Source organism: Pseudomonas sp. LBUM1657 (assembly GCF_059716075.1).
This window is the reverse complement of sequence record NZ_CP166799.1, coordinates 6,057,770-6,077,947: the sequence shown is the minus strand read 5'-3', so window position 1 is coordinate 6,077,947 and position 20,178 is coordinate 6,057,770. Positions and strand designations below refer to the sequence as shown.

Sequence of the window (20,178 nt, the reverse complement as noted above, 5' to 3'; positions counted from 1 at the left end):
CCGATTAACGATGATTTAGCGGACCACTGAACAGCTCCGAACCGCGCGTGTCGTACCTACATGACACGCCACAGGTTCAGGAGCTTTATGGACACCAAGAAAGACGGCAAGACCCCGAACCTCTCCGCTGAAGAACAGCACGACGTCGACAAGAGCCAGCCCCCGCGCGCTGCGGTTCTGCATGAAATCATCCGCACTCAGGGCGATCTGGAGCTGGAACGCAGCGTCGCGGCGCTATGGTGGTCGGCCCTGGCGGCTGGCCTGACCATGGGCTTGTCCCTAATGGCCATGGGGCTGCTCAATTCCCGTTTGCCGGATGGTGAAGGCTTCAAGGTGATTGCCAGTTTCGGTTACTGCGCCGGTTTTCTCGCGGTGATTCTCGCTCGTCAGCAATTGTTCACCGAGAACACGCTAACGGCCGTGCTGCCGATCATGACCAAACCCACACTGAACAATTTCGGACGATTGTTACGCCTATGGTCGGTGGTGCTCGTGGGCAACCTCTGCGGCACGATACTGGTGGCGTATGTGATGCTGCACCTGCCGATTTTCGATAGCAAGACTGACCTTGCCTTCCTCGACATCGGGCGCAAGATCATGGAAAACGATGCCAGCCAGATGTTCGCCAAAGGCATTGTGTCGGGCTGGATGATCGCCACCATGGTGTGGATGATTCCGTCCATGGAAGCCGCCAAGATGTGGATCATCATCCTCATCACCTACCTCATGGCGCTGGGGGATTTCACCCATATCGTGGTCGGTTCGGCGGAGGTGTCGTATCTGGTGTTTGCCGGCCAGTTGCCGTGGAAGGATTTCTGGATGGTATTCGCCGGGCCGACGCTGGCGGGGAACATCATCGGCGGCAGTTTCATCTTCGCGCTGATCAGTCATGCGCAGATTCGCAGCGAGAGCGGGCCGCCGAAGAAGTCGACGGATCAAGGCCAGGAGCCTGATCCGCAGAAAACCAAAAAGTAATCAGTGATGCTCGGCCTGTGCCGCTGGCGCAGGTTCATCACGGGTCACATGCTTGACCAGTTTGCCGATGCTCAGCCCCTGCAACAGGATCGATGACAGCACCACGATGTAAGTGATGCTCAGCAACAGATCGCGCTCCGGGCCCAATGGCAGGGCCAGCGCCAATGCCACCGACACACCACCGCGCAAGCCGCCCCAGGTCAGAATCCGGATCGTGCCGCGAGGCACCGTGCGCCAGCGCCGCAGCAGCACGATGGCCGGCGCCACCGTCAGCAGGCGCGACAGCAGAATCGCCAGCGCCAGCAAGCTCGCGGCCAGCACGTGCAACCAATTGAACGGCAACAGCAACAACTCCATGCCGATCAGCGCAAACAGCAAGGCGTTGAGCATGTCGTCGAGCAGTTCCCAGAAACCGTCCAGGTACTTTCGCGTCATGTCGTTCATCGCCAGGTTGCGGCCCAGGTTGCCGATGATCAGACCTGCGACCACCATCGCGATCGGCGCCGAAACATGCAGCTCCGAGGCCATGGCCGAACCGCCGATGACCAGCGCCAGGGTCAGCATGACCTCGATCTGATGCTGCTCGATGCTCTTGATCATCAGGTACACCAGATAACCGATCAGCCCACCAAACAGCACGCCGCCAATTGCTTCGTGGGCGAACAGCATCGCCGTGGCACCGATGGTCGGGGTTTCGCCCAGTTGCGCGATGCCCAGCAACACGGTGAACACCACAACTGCTGTGCCATCGTTGAACAGCGACTCCCCGACAATGGTGGTTTTCAGCGGCTTGGACGCATTGGCCGTGCGCAACACGCCGAGCACTGCGATCGGGTCGGTGGGGGAAATCAATGCGCCGAACAGCAGGCAATAGAGAAAGCTCACGTGCCAGCCGAACAGGGCAAATATGTAATAGGCGAGGCTACCGATCACCGCGGTGGCGATTAACACACCGAAAGTGGCCAGCAAACCGATGGGCCAGCGATAGCTGCGCAGGTCGTTGAGATTGACGTGTAGGGCACCGGCAAATAACAGGAAGGACAGCATCCAGTTCATCAGCAGATCGCCGAAGTCGATCTGGCCGATCAATTGCTGAATGCGTTCCTCGAGGCCGGGATAGCCGAGGAAGCTCAGGCCTTGCAGCAACAGGGAAAACATCAGTGCAGTGACCATGACACCGATGGTCGGGGGCAGGCCGATGAAGCGGAAATTCACGTAGGTGAGGAGCGTGGTGAGGCAGATAAACGCAGCGACAAGTTCAAGCATCCGGGGTCCTTGGGATGGGAGGTGGCAGATTGGTTGTTTGGCAGTTGCACCGCATCAACTTCTTCGCGGGCTTGCTCGCGAAAGCAATGTCATTGGCGATGCAGCTATTCAGCCGGACACATTGACCGCAGTCGCACCGCGACGTTGCAGGTAGATAAAGAAAAGCGCCGCCAGCACCGTCAAGCCACTGACCAGCGCGCCCGTCCAGGGCAAGTCAGCCAGGTCCGCGCCACTGGCCACAACCAACCCGCCAATCCAAGCACCAGCCGCATTACCCAGATTGAACGCACTCTGATTCAGCGTCGACCCCAGGTTCGGTGCTTCATGCGCCTGGTCAATGATCAGCAGTTGCAGGATCGGGCACAGCGCAAACGCGAAGATCCCCCATAACACCAGCGTAATCGCCGCCGGGATCACCGAGTGACTGGTCTGTGTGAACGCGGCCAGCACCACCAGCACGGCCAGCGCCATGCCCACCAGCGAAGGCAGCAAACGACTGTCCGCCAGCCGGCCGCCGAGCATGCTGCCCGCCGTCAAACCCACACCGAACAACAGCAGCATGATGGTCACGCCGTGGGGGCTGACGCCGGTGATGTCCTGCAAGATCGGCGCGATGTACGTGAACACACTGAACAGGCTGGTGGACGCCAACACGCTCATGCCCAGGGCCAGCAGCACGTTGGGCTTGCCCAATACTTTGAATTCGCTGGCGAGGTTGGCTTTGTCCATCGGGATTTCCTTTGGCAGCCAGGCCCACTGCGCGATCGCGGCAACCACACCGATCACCGACACCGCCCAGAACGTCGAGCGCCAGCCGGCGTATTGCCCAAGCGCAGTACCCAACGGCACGCCGAGCACGTTGGCCAGCGTCAGGCCGGTGAACATCATGGCAATCGCCTGGGCCCGTTTGTTCGGGGCGACCAGACCGGCCGCAACGACCGAGCCGATGCCGAAGAACGCGCCATGGCACAGCGCCGTAACCACCCGTGCGGCCATCAGCGTGGCGTAGTTCGGCGCCAGGGCGCAAAGGACGTTGCCGAGGATGAACATCAGCGTCATGCCCAGCAATGTGGCTTTGCGTGGCATGTTGGCGGTGCCGACCGCGAGGATCGGCGCCCCGAACACCACGCCCAGTGCGTAGCCGGTGATCAGCAGGCCGGCGTCGGGAATGCTCACGGCGAGGTCGCGGGCGACGTCGGGCAGCAGGCCCATGATGACGAATTCGGTGGTGCCGATGCCGAACGCGGCAACAGCGAGGGCAAACAAGGCGAGTGGCATGCGCAAGGTCTCTGTCGGTAGTCTTGACGCTTTGATCAGGCATACGCATGCCAATGCCCGTTCTCGACGAGAGCGGGCAGGAGCAAAATTATTGGAATTAGTCTGTGCGCAACTGAGTGCGGCGTGGTCGCTTGCAGTATAAACAGCTGCGGACATATGGCGAATCAATTATCCAGACGCTTCCCATAGGGAACAAAAACAAATAAAGGAGTGTGCCGTGCTCGCAACGGCTTTGGTGTTGGTGGCAGCGCTGTTGCACGCGGCGTGGAATACCCTGATCAAATTCAGTGCGGAACGATTGCTGGTGGTGGCCTGCATGGACAGCGTAGCGATGCTGTTTGTCGCGCTGATGCTGCCGTTCGTGGAGCTGCCGCCGCTGGACATCTGGCCGTGGATCCTGGCGTCGGCAGCGTTCGAGCTGCTCTATCGCTATTTGCTGATCCAGGCCTATCGGGTCGGCGACCTTGGGCTGGTCTATCCGTTGATGCGTGGCTTGTCGCCGCTGGTGGTGCTGGCACTGACGCTGATCTTTGCCGGAGAAGTGCTGACCAACCAGCAGATCTTCGGAATTCTGTTGATCCCGTTTGGCATGCTTTGCCTGCTGTGGCAGGGCGGGGGCGGTGCGCGTTTGCCATGGTCGATGTTGCCGGTGGTGGCGCTGATCGGCCTGTGCATCGGCTGCTACACGTACATTGACGGCCAGGCTTTGCGGCGCTGGTCCCACCCGCTGGATTACCTGGTTTGGGTCACGTTGCTCAGCGCCTGGCCATTTCCGTTGCTGGCACTGGTGCGCAAGCGACCGGCCTTCATGTTGTTCTGGCGTGAGCAGTGGCGGCTGGGGTTGGCGGTCGGATTCTGCGTGTTGTTCAGCTACGCTTTGGTGCTATGGGCCATGCAACTGGGCTCGATTGCCGAAGCGGCGGCATTGCGCGAGATCAGCGTAATTCTGGTGGTGCTGTTCGGCATGCGTTACCTCAAAGAACCTTTCGGCAGGCCACGGCTCTTAGCCTGTGGGTTGGTGTTGATCGGCATGCTGGTAATGAAGTTCTGATTGAAATTCGAATGGTTGAAACTTGAAGAAGGGACTGCTTTATGACGGTTGCTCTGTGGTGCATCTTGATTGCGATTCTCCTGCCTTATCTGTGTACGGGCGTGGCCAAGATCAGTGGCGGGTACGGGCTGAAAAATAATCATGATCCCCGGGGGTTTCTCGATTCCCTGGAAGGCTTGGGCAAGCGGGCGAATGCGGCGCAACTGAACAGTTTTGAGGTGACACCCGCATTCGCGGCAGCCGTGATCGTGGCGCACCTGGCCGGCAATGCCGAACTGGTGACGATCAATGTGCTGGCCGTGTTGTTTATCACCAGTAGGCTGCTGTTCATCATTTGCTACCTGGCGGACTGGGCCACTCTACGGTCGCTGATGTGGTTTGTGGGGATGGGGTTGATAGTCGGTTTCTTTGTGGTGTCGGCCTGAAAATAGGTCGGTATCTGTGAGGGCCTTTTCGCGAGCAAGCCCGCACCCACATTTGATTTGTGGCGTTCACAAACCAATGTGAGGGCGGGCTTGCTCGCGAAAGCTATTTATCCGTCGCAGCAAATCTCAAGGATTAGCCTTAGCCGCATCGGCAACCTGCGGCACTTGCGGCAACGCCGCGCCTTTTGGCCACAGCATCCAGATCTGCCCTTGCTGTTTCATATCCCCAGCCAGTTGCCCGGCCGCTTCGCCGGTGCCCCAGAAAAGATCCGCTCGCACTTCGCCGGCAATCGCGCCACCGGTGTCTTGAGCCGCCACCGGGCGTACCAGCGCGGTGCCGTCCGGTTTTGTGGTCGATAGCCACAACAGGCTGCCCAGCGGAATCACCTTGCGATCCACCGCCGCGCTATAGCCGGCTGTCAGCGGTACGTTCAGCGAGCCGCGCGGCCCTTCGTTGCTGTCCGGGTTGCGGGTGAAGAAAACATAGCTCGGGTTGCTGCCGAGCAGTTCCGGAATCCGCGACGGATTGGCCTTTGCCCAGGTGCTGATGGCGCCCATGGTCACGTCCTCTTTCTTCAGCTCGCCCTGCTCAACCAGCCAGCGGCCGATAGGGCGATAGGGGTGGCCGTTCTGGTCGGCATACGCAATGCGCAACTGGCGGCCGTTGTCGAGCTGGATACGACCGGAGCCCTGGATTTGCAGGAACTGCAGGTTCATCGGATCGGTCAGCCAGGCAACGACCGGCGCCTTGACCCCATTGGTTTCAATGGTTGCCGCATCGTCGTAAGGCTTGAGCACGCGACCTTCGAGCCGGCCGCGCAGACGTTTGCCTTTGAGTTCCGGGTAGATGCTGTCCAGCGACACAATGATCATGTCTTCGGGGACGCCGTACACCGGGATGTTGGCCACTTCGGTCTGGGTCAGGCTGCCGGGATAGACCGGTTCGTAGTAGCCGGTGATCAAACCGTTTGGATTGTCATTGGCGGCGCGCAGGCCGTAGACGTCGAGGTTCTGCTTGAGGAAGCCACGAATCTCGTTGGCGGTTTGCGGCACGTTGGCGGCAGCGGCACAGGTTCCGCCCCAAACCGGGTCGGCCTTGAGCCGGGTGCAGGCGCTGCGCCACGAGCCGAAACCAGCGACGAGGTCGATGTCGGACACCGTCGGAAGGGCTTCCCACGTGGCGCTGGAGTAGGTGGCCAGTGCGTGGGTTTTCGGTTTGCTGCTGTCGCCACCGGTGCAGCCAGCAAGCACGGCCATCATCGGGAGGGTCCAGGCGAGGTTGTGACGCCATGCCTTGAAACGGCTGTTCATGGAGTAATTCCTTTGCCGGTTGCCTGAGTGCTCCATGCGCTCAAACAACCCGTATTGATAATAGGGCTATTGGTCTTTGCCGGTGACGCGAGGATACTGGCCGCCGTTTCCAGTGACCTGAAGCCACCATGACTTTCAAAAGACTTTCTGTTGTATTGCTGGCCTGCCTGGCCTTGTCCGCTTGCGGTGGTGTCGACCCCAATTCGCCGCTGGGCCAGCGCAAGGCGATCTTCAAGCAAATGCTCAAGACCGGTGAAGACCTGGGCGGCATGTTGCGTGGCCGCATTCCGTTCGACGGCCCGAAGTTCGCTGACGGCGCCGTGAAACTCGATGCGCTGTCCCATGAACCGTGGAAACATTTCCCGCAGGTGCGTGAAGAAGATCACACCAGCGCCAAGGACGATGTCTGGCAGAAGCAGGCACGCTTCCAGGAAATGGCTCGCACTCTTGAAGCCGCCACCGGTGAGCTGGTGATTGCCAGCAAGGTTCAGCCCTACAAAGCCAGCAACCTGGGGCCGGCGGTCCAGAAGGTCGAAGATGCCTGTAGTGCGTGCCATAAAGAGTTTCGGGATCATTGATTGGCGGTGCTCTCGTTGACGTCTTCGCGAGCAAGCCCGCTCCCACATTTAATCTCGGACGCACACAAATCATGTGTGCACTGAAGTTCAAATGTGGGAGCGGGCTTGCTCGCGAAGGCGACTTTGAAAACGACGTAAATACTTGATCGTCGCCTCTTATTTATCCAGTTCGTCGAGCGCGTCCTGCAATTCCTTGCGGGACTGGGCAAGTTTGTCTTTGCGCTTGTTGATCTTCTCGGCGTCGCCTTTCTTCATGGCCTTGTCGAGATCCGCCTGACGCTTGCTGACGTCGTGTTTGGCGTCGAGCACTTTGTTTTCCCGTTCTTTCTTCAGGGACGCGTCGGTGCAATGAGCGGTGACTTCACTCAGGGCTGTTTCAAGGCCGGCCTGCTGGTCGGTGTTGCCGCGAGTCTTGGCGAGTTCGATCTGGTTGATGATGCCCTGTTTCTTGGCGGCGCAGCCGGTCAGCCCCGGAGCTTCTTCGGCGGCCATCAGTGGAGCGGCCATCACGCTGCAGAGGGTCAACAGGGCGAGCGGTGAAAGAAGTTTCATAAAAGCTCCATGTGAAAAGGCAATCGGGTCGATATGGCGATGGGGGATTTGAGCCCAACGGCACCAATGGGTTCCCGGGTTGGCGGGGATCAACGGCTGCTAAAAACCGTCGATCCCCGCGACACGTAATGTTTCACTCAAGGCCAGGACCTGCGGATCGCGGAAAAATGCGCTCAATTGCGCCGCGCGTCCCGGGCCGATGCCGATTTCAGCCTGCCATTGTTCGGTATTTCGTTGCGCCAGTGCCTGCCATGAATCGGCGAGGTGCGCCTGACCGGTCGGCGGTAAGCCCAGGGCTTTGAGCCAGCGAGCGAAAGGGCGTTGCCGGGCGCTGTTGAAACTGTTCAAAAGACGAGCACTGCTGCGTTCGCCGAAGCCATCAATGTTAGCAAGCTCTTGAGCATCGAGGGTCAACCAATCCAGCAGGCCGTTCAGGCGGCCTGTTTCGAGAAGTTTCTCCCAGGTGCCCGGGCCGACATGCGAGAGCGCCAGCCCCTGCTTGCCGCTGAGCCAGTTCAGGCGCGCCAGGAATTGACCTTCACAGCCTGGCGTTGGCTGCCAGCAACTCAACTGATGAAAGTCCTCTGCCATCGGAACGTTCAATTCGGGACGTTCGGTACTGCGCAAGACCACGCCATCAAGTCTGGGAATGGTCAGTCCTGCCAGGCTGATGGCGACTTGATCTCCGGGCCGGATGTCCAGTGATTGCCAGCGTTGCAGGGAGCTGACACTGACGCGTTTGATTTGTCGGTCATCGAGTGCCACCGGCAACAGTTCCAGCACCGGGGTGATCCGCCCGGTCCGTCCGACCTTGAAGTGGACCTTGCGCACCTCGGCCAGCGCCTGGGCAAACGGGTACTTCCAGGCGACGCTCCAGTGAGGTGGTTTTGCCTGCCAGCGCTCGGCGGGTGGGCGTTGGTTCTGGCGCAGGACGATGCCGTCGGTGGAAAAGGGCAGGGGTGCGCGATACCAGTGATCGCGCCAGTGTTCAGCGTCGGCGAATGCCGTGACGGGCTGACTGTACGACGCTGTGCTCGGGAAGCCCAATTCATCCAGCACGGCGACTCGGGCAGGCAAGCTGGCCGGACCTTGGGGCCAGTCCCAGACAAACAGGCCGATACCGTCGGCTTGCTCATCAGTCAGTTCCTTGCGGGCCATCAAGCCGGCCACTGTGGCTCGTGCATTGAGGCTGCCGGCCTGGGCTTGTACGTGGTCGGTAAGCCGCCAATAGAGTTCGCCTTGCAGCAGCAGGTTGAGCGGTTGTGGCAGGTGTTGGGGGATGGCAGCGATCCGCTGTGCCGAGGCCGTCCAGTCTTGCCCGTTCACTCCGTCGCCACGACTGATCGCCCGAATCAGCACGCCTTTGCGGTAAATCAATGTCACCGCGACGCCGTCGACCTTGGGTTGGGCCCATATGTCCGTGCGGTGACGTAGCCAGTTCTCGACGGCGCGAGCATCCCGGAGTTTTTCCAGGCCGGTGTGGGCGATGGGGTGGGGAACCGTGCCGCCTGCGGTGCGCAACGGTTCTGCGGATACGTCCAAATCAAAACAGTTGCGCCATTCGCTCAGGCGCTCACGGGACTGATCGTAGAGTTCGTCGGTGACCAATGAGCGGCCTTCGCGATGGTAGTTGTCGTCCCAAAGGTCGATTTGTTTTTGCAGGGCTGCGATTTCGCCCGTCGCGCGGGCGAAGGGCCAGTCGGGGCATCCGGTGGCGTTGGCGGTCAGGCAGGCAAAGCTCAGTAGGAAGGTTAAAAACAGGTGCAGGTTGGGGAGCATCGTGAGCGTCCTTGCTCAGGGAGATGCTTCAAGGCTAGGTGAGGATTGTGGAGCGCAATGGGTGGGTGTTTTGCTGAGTGTTTCTGGGGATTAGCGGTGACCGGTCGGGCCTCTTCGCGAGCAAGCCCGCTCCCCCATTGGCTCTGTGAACGGCACTAATGTGGGAGCGGGCTTGCCCGCGAAGGCCGCAACACGGTCCCACGTGAAGACAATAAAAAGCCCCGCACGGCAAACCGTGCGGGGCTTTTGGTACTGCCGGGAAAGCTTACAGACCAGCAGCAGAACGCAGAGCGTCGGCGCGGTCGGTTTTTTCCCAGGTGAAAGTGGTGAAAGTATCGTCACCCACAGTCTTGGTCGCCGAGGTGCGACCGAAGTGGCCGTACGCAGCGGTTTCCTGGTACATCGGGTGCAGCAGGTCGAGCATGGTGGTGATTGCGTATGGACGCAGGTCAAATATTTCGCGGACCAGTTTGACGATTTTGTCGTCGCTGATCTTGCCGGTGCCGAAGGTATTCAACGAGATCGACGTAGGCTGAGCGACACCGATAGCGTAGGAAACCTGAATCTCGCAGCGCTCGGCCAGGCCGGCAGCGACGATGTTCTTGGCCACGTAACGACCGGCGTAGGCGGCCGAACGGTCAACCTTCGATGGATCTTTGCCGGAGAACGCACCGCCGCCGTGACGGGCCATGCCGCCGTAGCTGTCGACGATGATTTTGCGGCCGGTCAGGCCGCAGTCGCCTACCGGGCCACCGATGATGAACTGGCCGGTCGGGTTGATGTGGAACTGAGTGTCCTTGGACAGCAGTTCGGCAGGCAGTACGTGCTTGACGATCAGTTCCATCACGCCTTCGCGCAGGTCTTTGTAGGACACGTCAGGGTTGTGCTGGGTCGACAGTACAACGGCGTCGATTCCTACAACCTTGCCGCCTTCGTAACGGCAAGTCACTTGCGACTTGGCGTCCGGGCGCAGCCAAGGCAGCAGGCCGGATTTACGGGCTTCGGCCTGACGCTGAACCAGCTGGTGCGAGAAGGTGATCGGTGCTGGCATCAGCACGTCGGTTTCGTTGCTGGCGTAACCGAACATCAGGCCCTGGTCGCCGGCGCCCTGATCTTCAGGTTTGGCACGGTCGACACCCTGGTTGATGTCAGGAGACTGCTTGCCGATGATGTTCATCACGCCGCACGTAGCGCCGTCGAAGCCGACATCGGAGCTGTTGTAGCCGATGTCCAGAATCACGTTACGCACGATCTCTTCCAGATCGACCCACGCCGAGGTGGTGACTTCACCAGCGATAATTGCCACGCCGGTTTTCACCAGGGTTTCGACCGCAACACGGGCGAATTTGTCTTCAGCAATGATGGCGTCCAGCACCGCATCGGAAATCTGGTCGGCGATTTTATCCGGATGCCCTTCGGACACGGACTCGGAGGTGAAGAGGGAGTATTCGCTCATCTCGATGTTTTCCTGAATTTACCGATGGTGAGTGTCGCCAGTCGGTCGCTGAAAATGGCGAACCTGGATCTGGAAACCATTACGTAAGCCTACATAGAGGCTTTCCCCGGGAGCGAGTCCCGCAGCGGTGGCCCAACGGGCCAAATCGTCCTGTTCAAACCCCAACCAGAGATCACCGCAGGCCTCCCTGGCCCAACTCTGGTTGTGGCTACATAACTCTGTCACGAGCAGGCTACCGCCCGGTTGCAGCAAGTCGGCCATGTGCTTGAGCGCTTCGGCCGGTGCGGCGAAATGGTGCAGTACCATGTTCAGTACAACGCAATCGGCCTGAAGACTTACACCGTTCAATGCATCGGCCAGTTGCAGGCTTACGTTAGCCAGCATTTCACGTTCGCAGACCTGCCGCGCCAGTTCGAGCATCGCCGGGCTGTTATCCAGCGCCGTCACCTGAGTGAAGCGGCGCGCCAGTTCCGGTAGAAACGCACCGTCCCCGGGGCCGACTTCGATGGCCGTGGCGCCTTCGCTGAAGCTCAGCTTGTCGAGCAATGCCACCACGCTTTCGCGGTACTGCGGCAGGCCGGCGATCAAGTCTTGCTGGGCGCGAAACTTCTCCGCGACCCGTGAGAAAAAGTCCTGGCTGGCCGCCGCACGTTGCCCGTGGACCTGAGCGATCCGCGCCTGCACCTCGACCGGAAGGGTCAGGTTGTCCACTTCTTCCAGCAGCGCGGCATGTAGCTTGCCGCCCAGCAAGTCAGTGTGGGGCAGGGCGCGACGGTAGAAAATCGCATTGCCCTCACGGCGGGTCGCCACCAGGTCGGCCTGGGCCAATACCTTGAGGTGATGACTCATGCCCGACTGGCCAATACCAAAAATCTGCGCCAGTTCCAGTACGCCAAACGAATCGTTGGCCAGCGCGCGCAATACATTCAGTCGCAAAGGATCGCCGCCAGCCTTGCACAGGGCTGCCAGCTCATCGCAATCGTCATGTTGAATGGAAGGCACGCGTAAATTCATAAGGCCGGCAGTCTAGTGACCGTCAGAAAGCATCGCAAGGGCAATATCAAAAAGTTTTGATATTGGTCGATAGATGGCACTTCTCAGCGTTAGGTTTAGTCAACAAACGAACAGCGGAAAGGTTTCACCAGTCGAATACGCTGTTAACCATTGGAAAAACGCCTTCAAGTGACTATCTGTCATTGCCCCGAGGCGGGTCGGTGAGGGAAAATGCTCGCCTTTTTTCCGTTTCGTTTTATTCACTCTCGATACAGAACCCGCAGGAGAACAGCGATGCCCAGCCGTCGTGAGCGTGCCAACGCCATTCGTGCCCTCAGCATGGATGCCGTGCAAAAAGCCAACAGCGGCCATCCCGGTGCCCCGATGGGTATGGCGGATATCGCCGAAGTACTTTGGCGTGACTACCTGAAGCACAACCCGAGCAATCCATCGTTCGCCGACCGTGACCGCTTCGTGCTGTCCAACGGTCACGGCTCGATGCTGATCTACTCGCTGCTGCACCTGACCGGCTACGACCTGTCGATCGAAGACCTGAAGAACTTCCGCCAGCTGCACAGCCGCACCCCGGGTCACCCGGAATTCGGTTACACCCCAGGCGTTGAAACCACCACCGGTCCACTGGGCCAAGGCCTGGCCAACGCCGTTGGTTTTGCCCTGGCAGAAAAAGTCATGGCGGGGCAATTCAACCGTCCTGGCCATAACATCGTCGACCACCACACCTACGTGTTCCTGGGTGATGGCTGCATGATGGAAGGCATTTCCCACGAAGTCGCTTCCCTGGCCGGTACCTTGGGCCTGGGCAAACTGATTGCCTTCTACGATGACAACGGTATTTCCATCGACGGCGAAGTCGAAGGCTGGTTCACCGATGACACGCCGAAGCGCTTCGAAGCCTATAACTGGCAGGTGATCCGCAACGTCGACGGTCACGACCCGGAAGAAATCAAGATCGCGATCGATACTGCACGCAAAAGCGAGCAGCCAACCTTGATCTGCTGCAAGACCACCATCGGCTTCGGTTCGCCGAACAAGCAAGGCAAGGAAGACTGCCACGGCGCCCCATTGGGTGACGCGGAAATCGCCCTGACCCGTGCGGCGCTGAAGTGGAACCACGGTCCGTTCGAAATTCCGGCCGATATCTATGCCGAGTGGGACGCCAAGGAAACCGGTCGCGCGGCCGAAGCCGAATGGGATCAGCGTTTCGCTGCCTACTCCGCAGCCTTCCCTGAGCTGGCCAACGAGCTGGTTCGTCGTCTGAGCGGCGACCTGCCGGAAGACTTCGCCGAAAAAGCCTCGGCTTATATTGCTGAAGTTGCGGCCAAGGGCGAAACCATCGCCAGCCGTAAAGCCAGCCAGAACGCACTGAATGCCTACGGCCCGTTGTTGCCTGAACTGCTGGGCGGCTCGGCTGACCTGGCCGGTTCCAACCTGACCCTGTGGAAAGGTTGCAAAGGTGTCACCGCCGAAGACGCCAGCGGTAACTACATGTACTACGGCGTTCGCGAGTTCGGCATGAGCGCGATCATGAACGGCGTGGCGCTGCACGGCGGCCTGGTGCCTTACGGCGCGACCTTCCTGATGTTCATGGAATACGCCCGCAACGCGGTGCGCATGGCGTCGCTGATGAAGAAGCGCGTGGTGTTCGTCTACACCCACGACTCCATCGGCCTGGGCGAAGACGGCCCGACTCACCAGCCGATCGAGCAACTGACCAGCCTGCGCAGCACACCGAACCTCGACACTTGGCGTCCAGCCGATGCCGTTGAATCGGCAGTGGCCTGGAAACTGGCCATCGAGCGCAAGGACGGCCCTTCGGCGCTGATCTTCTCGCGTCAGAACCTGCAGCACCAAACCCGCAATGCGCTGCAGATCGCTGACATCGGTCGTGGCGGTTACGTGTTGAAGGACTGCGCAGGCGAGCCTGAACTGATCCTGATCGCTACCGGTTCGGAAGTCGGTCTGGCCGTTCAGGCCTACGACAAGCTGACCGAACAGGGTCGCAAAGTGCGTGTTGTTTCGATGCCGTGCACCAGCGTGTTCGATGCCCAGGACGCCGGTTACAAGCAAGCGGTTCTGCCGTTGCAGGTCAGCGCCCGTATCGCCATTGAAGCCGCTCACGCGGACTACTGGTACAAGTACGTGGGCCTGGAAGGCCGCGTGATCGGCATGACCACCTACGGCGAGTCGGCGCCTGCGCCTGCCTTGTTCGAAGAGTTCGGCTTCACCCTGGAAAACATCCTGGGTCAGGCTGAAGAACTGCTGGAAGACTGATCCAGAAAATGTGTCGTCTGGACCGCCGCTTTCGCGAGCAAGCCCGCTCCCACATGAGATTGCATTCTCCTGTGGGAGCGGGCTTGCTCGCGAAGGCGTCGGTCCGGCCAACACTGCAATGACGGATTCACCACGGTAATCGAGAACCCCATGCCTCAACCGCGTCCTTACAAAGTTGCACTCAACGGCTACGGCCGGATTGGTCGTTGCGTCTTGCGTGCGTTGTTCGAGCGAGGGGCGAAGGCCGGGTTTGAAATTGTCGCGATCAACGATCTGGCCGACATGGCCAGCATCGAATACCTGACACGCTTTGACTCCACTCACGGGCGTTTTCCCGGTGAAGTGAAGGTCGACGGCGATTGTCTGCATATTAATGGCGACTGCGTGAAGGTCCTGCGCAGTGCCACTCCCGAAGGTATCGATTGGGCGTCTTTGGGCGTCGATCTGGTGCTGGAATGCTCCGGCGCATACCACACGCGTGAAGACGGCCAGCGGTTCCTCGACGCTGGCGCGCCACGGGTGCTGTTTTCCCAGCCGATGGCCAGCGAGGCGGATGTCGACGCCACCATCGTCTACGGCGTGAACCAGGATTGCCTGACCGGCGACGAGCTGCTGGTGTCCAACGCATCTTGCACCACCAACTGCGGCGTGCCGCTGTTGCGCCTGCTGGATCAGGCCATTGGTCTGGAATATGTGTCGATCACCACCATCCACTCGGCGATGAACGATCAGCCAGTGATCGACGCCTATCACCACGAGGACCTGCGCCGCACCCGTTCGGCGTTCCAGTCGGTGATTCCGGTGTCCACTGGTCTGGCGCGTGGCATCGAACGCCTGTTACCGGAACTTGCCGGACGAATTCAGGCCAAAGCCGTGCGGGTGCCGACGGTTAACGTGTCTTGTCTCGACATTACGATGCAGACCGTGAGCGACACCGACGCCACCGAGGTCAACCGGATTTTGCGCGAGGCTGCCACCAGCGGCCCGCTCAAAGGCCTTCTGGCCTACACCGAGTTGCCTCACGCCAGTTGTGATTTCAATCATGACCCACATTCGGCCATCGTCGATGCCAGTCAGACTCGAGTTTCCGGCCCACGGCTGGTGAACATCCTGGCCTGGTTCGACAACGAATGGGGTTTTGCCAATCGAATGCTGGATGTTGCGGAACACTATCTGCAATCAACTGCCTCTCCAAAACAGTAGGAAATGCGACCCATGACCGTGTTGAAGATGACCGACCTCGATCTGCAAGGTAAGCGCGTACTGATCCGCGAAGACCTCAACGTCCCAGTCAAGGACGGTGTAGTCACCAGCGATGCGCGAATCCTGGCCTCGCTGCCGACCATCAAGCTGGCCCTGGAAAAAGGCGCGGCCGTGATGGTCTGCTCGCACCTTGGCCGTCCGACCGAAGGCGAATTCTCGGCCGAGAACAGCCTCAAGCCAGTCGCTGACTACTTGAGCAAGGCCCTGGGCCGCGAAGTGCCGTTGGTGTCCGAGTACCTGAACGGCGTCGACGTGAAAGCCGGCGACATCGTGCTGTTCGAAAACGTGCGCTTCAACAAGGGCGAGAAAAAGAACGCTGACGAACTGGCCAAGCAATACGCCGCCCTGTGCGACGTGTTCGTGATGGACGCTTTCGGCACCGCTCACCGCGCCGAGGGTTCGACCCACGGCGTGGCCAAGTTCGCCAAAGTCGCTGCCGCTGGTCCGCTGCTGGCCGCTGAACTGGACGCATTGGGCAAAGCCCTGGGCGCGCCGGCTCAACCAATGGCTGCCATCGTTGCCGGCTCCAAGGTCTCGACCAAACTCGACGTGCTCAACAGCCTGAGCCAGATCTGCAACCAGCTGATCGTCGGCGGCGGCATTGCCAACACTTTCCTGGCCGCTGCCGGTCACCCGGTCGGCAAGTCCCTGTACGAGCCGGATCTGCTGGACACCGCTCGTGAAATCGCCGCTAAAGTCAGCGTGCCGCTGCCAGTCGACGTTGTCGTCGCCAAGGAATTCGCTGAAAGCGCCACCGCTACGGTCAAGCTGATCGCTGACGTGGCCGCTGACGACATGATCCTGGATATCGGCCCACAGACCGCGGCGAATTTCGCCGAGCTGCTGAAGTCGTCCAAGACTATTCTGTGGAACGGCCCGGTGGGCGTGTTCGAGTTCGACCAGTTCGGTAACGGCACCAAAGTCCTGGCCCAGGCCATCGCAGACAGCTCGGCATTCTCCATCGCGGGCGGCGGCGACACTCTGGCAGCCATCGATAAATATGGCGTTGCTGATCAAATCTCCTACATTTCTACCGGCGGCGGCGCGTTCCTCGAGTTCGTCGAAGGCAAGGTTCTGCCGGCCGTTGAAGTCCTGGAAAGCCGGGCCAAGGCCTGAGGTCGCTCATTTGACCAGGCAAAGGAGTGTTCACATGGTCAAGACGCTGGCGCTGTTGATTGTCGCGGGCTTGCTGGCGGCTTGCGGGAGTAACCCGAAAGCCACACCGGAACCCGGGCCGCGCGTACCGGAAAAAGGCTGCTATCAGGCCGACTGGCAAGCGGAAACCAACCCGGTGATCAACAAGCGTTCCGGGCCTGATGGCCTGGACAAATACGAGACACAGACCCCGGCCAAGGAACATGGCTGCCCTTGACGGGTCTGACTCTTTACTCAAGGCTGGGGGCGTGCGCCGTCGGTCGAGGAACATGGATGAAAGGTTTTATCGCCGTTACGGCGCTGGCACTGCTGGCAGGTTGCTCGAATTTTAACCTGTTCAAGCCTGCCGAATCGACGGACAACTGGACCACCTGGACCTGCGACAGCCAGGCCAAAGTGCTCTGGCGCTACACCGACGACAGCCGCAAGGAAGTAGACGTTCGCCTGGGCGGCGCCGATCAGGTGTACCGCTTGAAGCATGAGCCGGGCGCCGAAGGTTCGCTGTACAGCAACGACATGTTGGCGTTTCACGTAAAAGGTGAGGAAGGCCTGGTGTACTGGGTCGCCACCAATGATTTGATCGGCCGCGGTTGTAAAGCGCAGTAATACACGAAACTGATACACCACTGATCCAATCTGGAAGCAGATCCAAATGTGGGAGTGGCGGTGCGACGATTCGACTTGCTCGCGAAGGCGGCGGGTCAGCTTGCATCAGTGCTGAATGTTAAACCGCATTCGCGAGCAAGCCCGCTCCCACAAGGGTTCTGTGTAGGTACATGAATTTAGGCACCACCGAATTCGCAGCCCGGGCTCACCCCCGATCTGCAATAACTTGAATAGCCGCCGCCGCTACGGCAGGCTGGCACGATTAACGACCCTCAACCGGGAGAGACACACACAATGGCACTTATCAGCATGCGCCAGATGCTGGACCACGCAGCCGAGTACGGCTACGGCGTTCCAGCCTTCAACGTCAACAACCTTGAGCAGATGCGCGCCATCATGGAAGCCGCTGACAAGACTGACTCCCCGGTGATCGTCCAGGCTTCGGCCGGTGCTCGCAAATACGCCGGTGCACCATTCCTGCGTCACCTGATCCTGGCGGCAATCGAAGAATTCCCGCACATCCCGGTGTGCATGCACCAGGACCACGGCACCAGCCCTGACGTCTGCCAGCGTTCCATTCAACTGGGCTTCAGCTCGGTGATGATGGACGGTTCCCTGGGCGAAGACGGCAAGACCCCGACCGACTACGACTACAACATCCGCGTCACCCAACAAACCGTAGCCATGGCTCACGCCTGCGGCGTTTCGGTAGAAGGTGAGCTGGGCTGCCTGGGTTCGCTGGAAACCGGCATGGCCGGTGAAGAAGACGGCATCGGCGCTGAAGGCGTTCTGGATCACAGCCAAATGCTGACCGACCCGGAAGAAGCCGCAGACTTCGTCAAGCGCACTCAGGTCGACGCCCTGGCCATCGCCATCGGCACCAGTCACGGCGCGTACAAGTTCACCAAGCCGCCTACCGGCGACGTGCTGGCCATCGACCGCATCAAAGAAATCCACAAGCGCATCCCGAACACCCACTTGGTGATGCACGGTTCGTCTTCGGTTCCACAAGACTGGCTGGCGATCATCAACCAGTACGGCGGCGACATCAAAGAAACCTACGGCGTACCGGTTGAAGAAATCGTCGAAGGCATCAAGCACGGCGTGCGCAAGGTCAACATCGACACCGACCTGCGCCTGGCGTCCACCGGTGCGATGCGTCGCCTGATGGCCACCAACCCGAGCGAGTTCGACCCGCGTAAATTCTTCGGCGCCACCGTGACGGCTATGCGCGATGTGTGTATCGCACGTTATGAAGCGTTTGGTACGGCGGGCAATGCTTCGAAGATCAAGCCGATCTCGTTGGAAGCGATGTACCAGCGTTACCTGAAAGGCGAGTTGAACGCCAAGGTGAACTAAGCCTTAGGGTTTAAATAGCGTTGATGAGAAACCCGCCGAGAGGCGGGTTTTTGTTTGGAACATTAAATCGGTAGGTTTTTATGGCTAGATCAAGGTTGGGTTACAGCCCCTGGCAATTGATGTTTCATGTGATGCATCTGGCCTGAAAGGCTCCAGGTTCCACTCGCTCTTTTCCCTGGCAATCACGAGATGGCAAACAAATTGGCGGCGCATTCCGCCTCCGTCATTATTTTTCCATTGCGCATCATTTCCGTATTTTTGAACGAGTTCTTCGAATGCGGTATTAGTTTTATCTGATGCTATATGCCTCCCGCAGTCAGTAGGGATGACTGACAAACTCCATTCGTCTTTTTGGGTTCCTGGGTCATAACGATGGACCCATGATGCTGACGCGATGTAAGGGGGGCATGCCGCAGTATTGATAGCGAAGTTACGGTTTCTTGCCCAGTTGGATTGTTGACCGTTCAAGAGCTGGCGGGCGGTGATAGGTTGAGCGCTAGACATCTCCACATTATCGATATACCAAGCTCCATATGCGTCGGCGACAGATGTCCCAAGATGCCGTGCGCCCCCAGCCGTAAGTACTTCAACCGAAGCATAAGGTGCACTTCTGCCAGAGATTCTGAAGGGCGATGTAACAAGGGTGCCCTCGCCAGGATAGTCAATGGTTGGATGGTCAGTAGCGGAAATGACTGGCGCTGTCGTACCGGTTACTGCCTGCTCATTAGCATTAAATTCAAAGGCAACATCTTCGTTCGGCGTAGCGGGGAGTTTGACTCTAATAACCGGAACGATGATTGTATTGCCTGTTGCCTCATAAAACTCTTTTTGATTGGCTTTGGCATCCGAAAGACTTTCGGGCGTGGTATAGAAAAAAGCCTGAATGGGCAAGCTTCGAGCTATATCTTGCTCCCACGTTGCCGCCTGCAATTCATTCCATTCAGGAAAGCGCCCCAGCTTTTGTTGAGCTTTAAGCGACTCATTGAAAGCGATAGCCCCATCGGAAATGGTTTTATTTACATCGAACCCGCATTGGGCCAAATATTGATTTTTGTTGTTGTCATATTTATGCCAATGCTCTATCCATTGATCAGCTGTGTTAATGCCTTGCAGCGAGCATAGCTTGCTGGCCTCCGAGTATTGTCCATCGTCCCCTGTAAAACTTCCGCAAGGTCTTTCACGATTCCACTCCCAAGAGTCCACTGGGTAGGAGCATAGAACGTCAATGGGTGTTTTTCCTGGGGATTTAATCTTGGGATAAATGATATACCCATTTGCAGTAGTTGAGTTCCAGGCGAAGTTGCTAAATTTTGAATCCGCTCTCAAGTAGGAAAATGAAACAGTGCCGCGGTTTACCGAGGTCGGGCTTGGATTCCAGACTTTATACTGAGTAGATTTTTTTGTGACCCTTAAAATAACGCCGTTACACAGGAAGGCCGGCCTGTTGTTGGTGCCGCAGTTTTCGCTTGTATCGTTGTATCGATTTCGGATGTCTGAAACTGTATCTTGACCATCGGCAATGGAGTCTTTTGAATCGCCCGCAATCCACTGTGCATGAGTCTGGTTGGAAACAGCAATAATAGTTGAAAGTATGAATAGGATTGGCGCTCTCATGGTGCTTTCCTTTTGTAATCTGGAGTCCCTAAGTTTTTTTGGGAGCGAAGGACTTGGTTGTATTCTGCTGTTGCAGGCCGCCTTGGAAGTTTCTAGCAAAGCGTCCATTTGTTTTTTACTGATGTGCACAACGTTGGTTGTTGTGGGGTGAGAGGGATGGTCATTATGTTGCTCCTGTATTATCTGTCTATTTCGGTGAAGAATTAAAATGGACTAGTCATTGTC

Annotated in this window: 18 protein-coding genes; 10 read left to right on the top strand and 8 right to left on the bottom strand. The window is 58.7% G+C overall.

Annotation, left to right across the window (positions count from 1 at the left end; genetic code table 11):
• The first annotated feature begins 87 nt into the window (after positions 1-87).
• Complete coding sequence (locus ACA055_RS28075; protein ID WP_497681499.1) at positions 88-975, top strand: formate/nitrite transporter family protein; 888 nt, start codon at positions 88-90, stop codon at positions 973-975.
• On the opposite strand, the gene ACA055_RS28070 is transcribed toward ACA055_RS28075, so the two are convergent.
• Positions 976-2,241 (bottom strand): cation:proton antiporter, encoded by a 1,266-nt coding sequence (locus ACA055_RS28070; RefSeq protein ID WP_497681498.1) that lies wholly within the window; start codon positions 2,239-2,241, stop codon positions 976-978.
• Between the two features lie 108 nt (positions 2,242-2,349).
• Positions 2,350-3,519 (bottom strand): MFS transporter, encoded by a 1,170-nt coding sequence (locus ACA055_RS28065; RefSeq protein ID WP_497681497.1) that lies wholly within the window; start codon positions 3,517-3,519, stop codon positions 2,350-2,352.
• A 217-nt stretch (positions 3,520-3,736) separates the two neighbouring features.
• Between ACA055_RS28065 and ACA055_RS28060 the strand changes: the two genes are divergently transcribed.
• Entirely contained in the window at positions 3,737-4,570 is an 834-nt protein-coding gene (locus ACA055_RS28060) for an EamA family transporter (RefSeq protein WP_497681496.1), read from the top strand.
• Between the two features lie 41 nt (positions 4,571-4,611).
• Positions 4,612-4,995, top strand: coding sequence for an MAPEG family protein (locus ACA055_RS28055; protein ID WP_497681495.1), 384 nt, complete (start codon positions 4,612-4,614; stop codon positions 4,993-4,995).
• A gap of 126 nt (positions 4,996-5,121) precedes the next feature.
• On the opposite strand, the gene mltA is transcribed toward ACA055_RS28055, so the two are convergent.
• Complete coding sequence (gene mltA / locus ACA055_RS28050; RefSeq protein ID WP_497681494.1) at positions 5,122-6,306, bottom strand: murein transglycosylase A; 1,185 nt, start codon at positions 6,304-6,306, stop codon at positions 5,122-5,124.
• Between the two features lie 128 nt (positions 6,307-6,434).
• On the opposite strand from mltA, the gene ACA055_RS28045 reads away from it, so the two are divergent.
• Complete coding sequence (locus tag ACA055_RS28045; RefSeq protein ID WP_497681493.1) at positions 6,435-6,884, top strand: c-type cytochrome; 450 nt, start codon at positions 6,435-6,437, stop codon at positions 6,882-6,884.
• A gap of 156 nt (positions 6,885-7,040) precedes the next feature.
• Here the strand turns inward: ACA055_RS28045 and ACA055_RS28040 are convergent, their stop codons facing one another.
• The 4 genes from ACA055_RS28040 to ACA055_RS28025 form a co-directional block, all read right to left on the bottom strand.
• A complete protein-coding gene (locus ACA055_RS28040; RefSeq protein WP_497681492.1) occupies positions 7,041-7,436 on the bottom strand; it encodes a DUF1090 domain-containing protein in 396 nt (131 codons plus the stop codon).
• 99 nt (positions 7,437-7,535) lie between these two features.
• Positions 7,536-9,215 carry an NAD-dependent DNA ligase LigB gene (gene ligB / locus ACA055_RS28035; RefSeq protein ID WP_497681491.1) on the bottom strand — a complete coding sequence of 560 codons (1,680 nt, stop codon included), beginning with the start codon at positions 9,213-9,215 and terminating at the stop codon, positions 7,536-7,538.
• Positions 9,216-9,480: 265 nt separating this feature from the next.
• Positions 9,481-10,671 (bottom strand): methionine adenosyltransferase, encoded by a 1,191-nt coding sequence (metK, locus tag ACA055_RS28030; protein WP_497681490.1) that lies wholly within the window; start codon positions 10,669-10,671, stop codon positions 9,481-9,483.
• Between the two features lie 18 nt (positions 10,672-10,689).
• Complete coding sequence (locus ACA055_RS28025) at positions 10,690-11,685, bottom strand: ArsR/SmtB family transcription factor (protein ID WP_497681489.1); 996 nt, start codon at positions 11,683-11,685, stop codon at positions 10,690-10,692.
• A 273-nt stretch (positions 11,686-11,958) separates the two neighbouring features.
• Here ACA055_RS28025 and tkt point away from each other — a divergent pair, with 273 nt between their 5' ends.
• The 6 genes from tkt (at position 11,959) to fba (ending at position 18,339) form a co-directional block, all read left to right on the top strand.
• On the top strand, positions 11,959-13,956 hold the full coding sequence (gene tkt / locus ACA055_RS28020; RefSeq protein ID WP_497681488.1) for a transketolase: 1,998 nt from the start codon (positions 11,959-11,961) through the stop codon (positions 13,954-13,956).
• 150 nt (positions 13,957-14,106) lie between these two features.
• Positions 14,107-15,159: an erythrose-4-phosphate dehydrogenase gene (epd, locus tag ACA055_RS28015; RefSeq protein WP_497681487.1), complete on the top strand. Its 1,053-nt coding sequence runs from the start codon at positions 14,107-14,109 to the stop codon at positions 15,157-15,159.
• 12 nt (positions 15,160-15,171) lie between these two features.
• Entirely contained in the window at positions 15,172-16,335 is a 1,164-nt protein-coding gene (locus tag ACA055_RS28010; protein ID WP_497681486.1) for a phosphoglycerate kinase, read from the top strand.
• Between the two features lie 34 nt (positions 16,336-16,369).
• The gene (locus ACA055_RS28005; RefSeq protein WP_497681485.1) at positions 16,370-16,591 is read left to right on the top strand and encodes a hypothetical protein; all 222 of its coding nucleotides are present in this window, start codon (positions 16,370-16,372) and stop codon (positions 16,589-16,591) included.
• A 56-nt stretch (positions 16,592-16,647) separates the two neighbouring features.
• Positions 16,648-16,980 carry an MliC family protein gene (locus ACA055_RS28000; protein WP_497681484.1) on the top strand — a complete coding sequence of 111 codons (333 nt, stop codon included), beginning with the start codon at positions 16,648-16,650 and terminating at the stop codon, positions 16,978-16,980.
• A 294-nt stretch (positions 16,981-17,274) separates the two neighbouring features.
• Entirely contained in the window at positions 17,275-18,339 is a 1,065-nt protein-coding gene (gene fba / locus ACA055_RS27995; protein ID WP_149416425.1) for a class II fructose-bisphosphate aldolase, read from the top strand.
• Between the two features lie 84 nt (positions 18,340-18,423).
• On the opposite strand, the gene ACA055_RS27990 is transcribed toward fba, so the two are convergent.
• The gene (locus ACA055_RS27990) at positions 18,424-19,953 is read right to left on the bottom strand and encodes a DUF2599 domain-containing protein (protein ID WP_497681483.1); all 1,530 of its coding nucleotides are present in this window, start codon (positions 19,951-19,953) and stop codon (positions 18,424-18,426) included.
• Between the last annotated feature and the right edge of the window lie 225 nt (positions 19,954-20,178).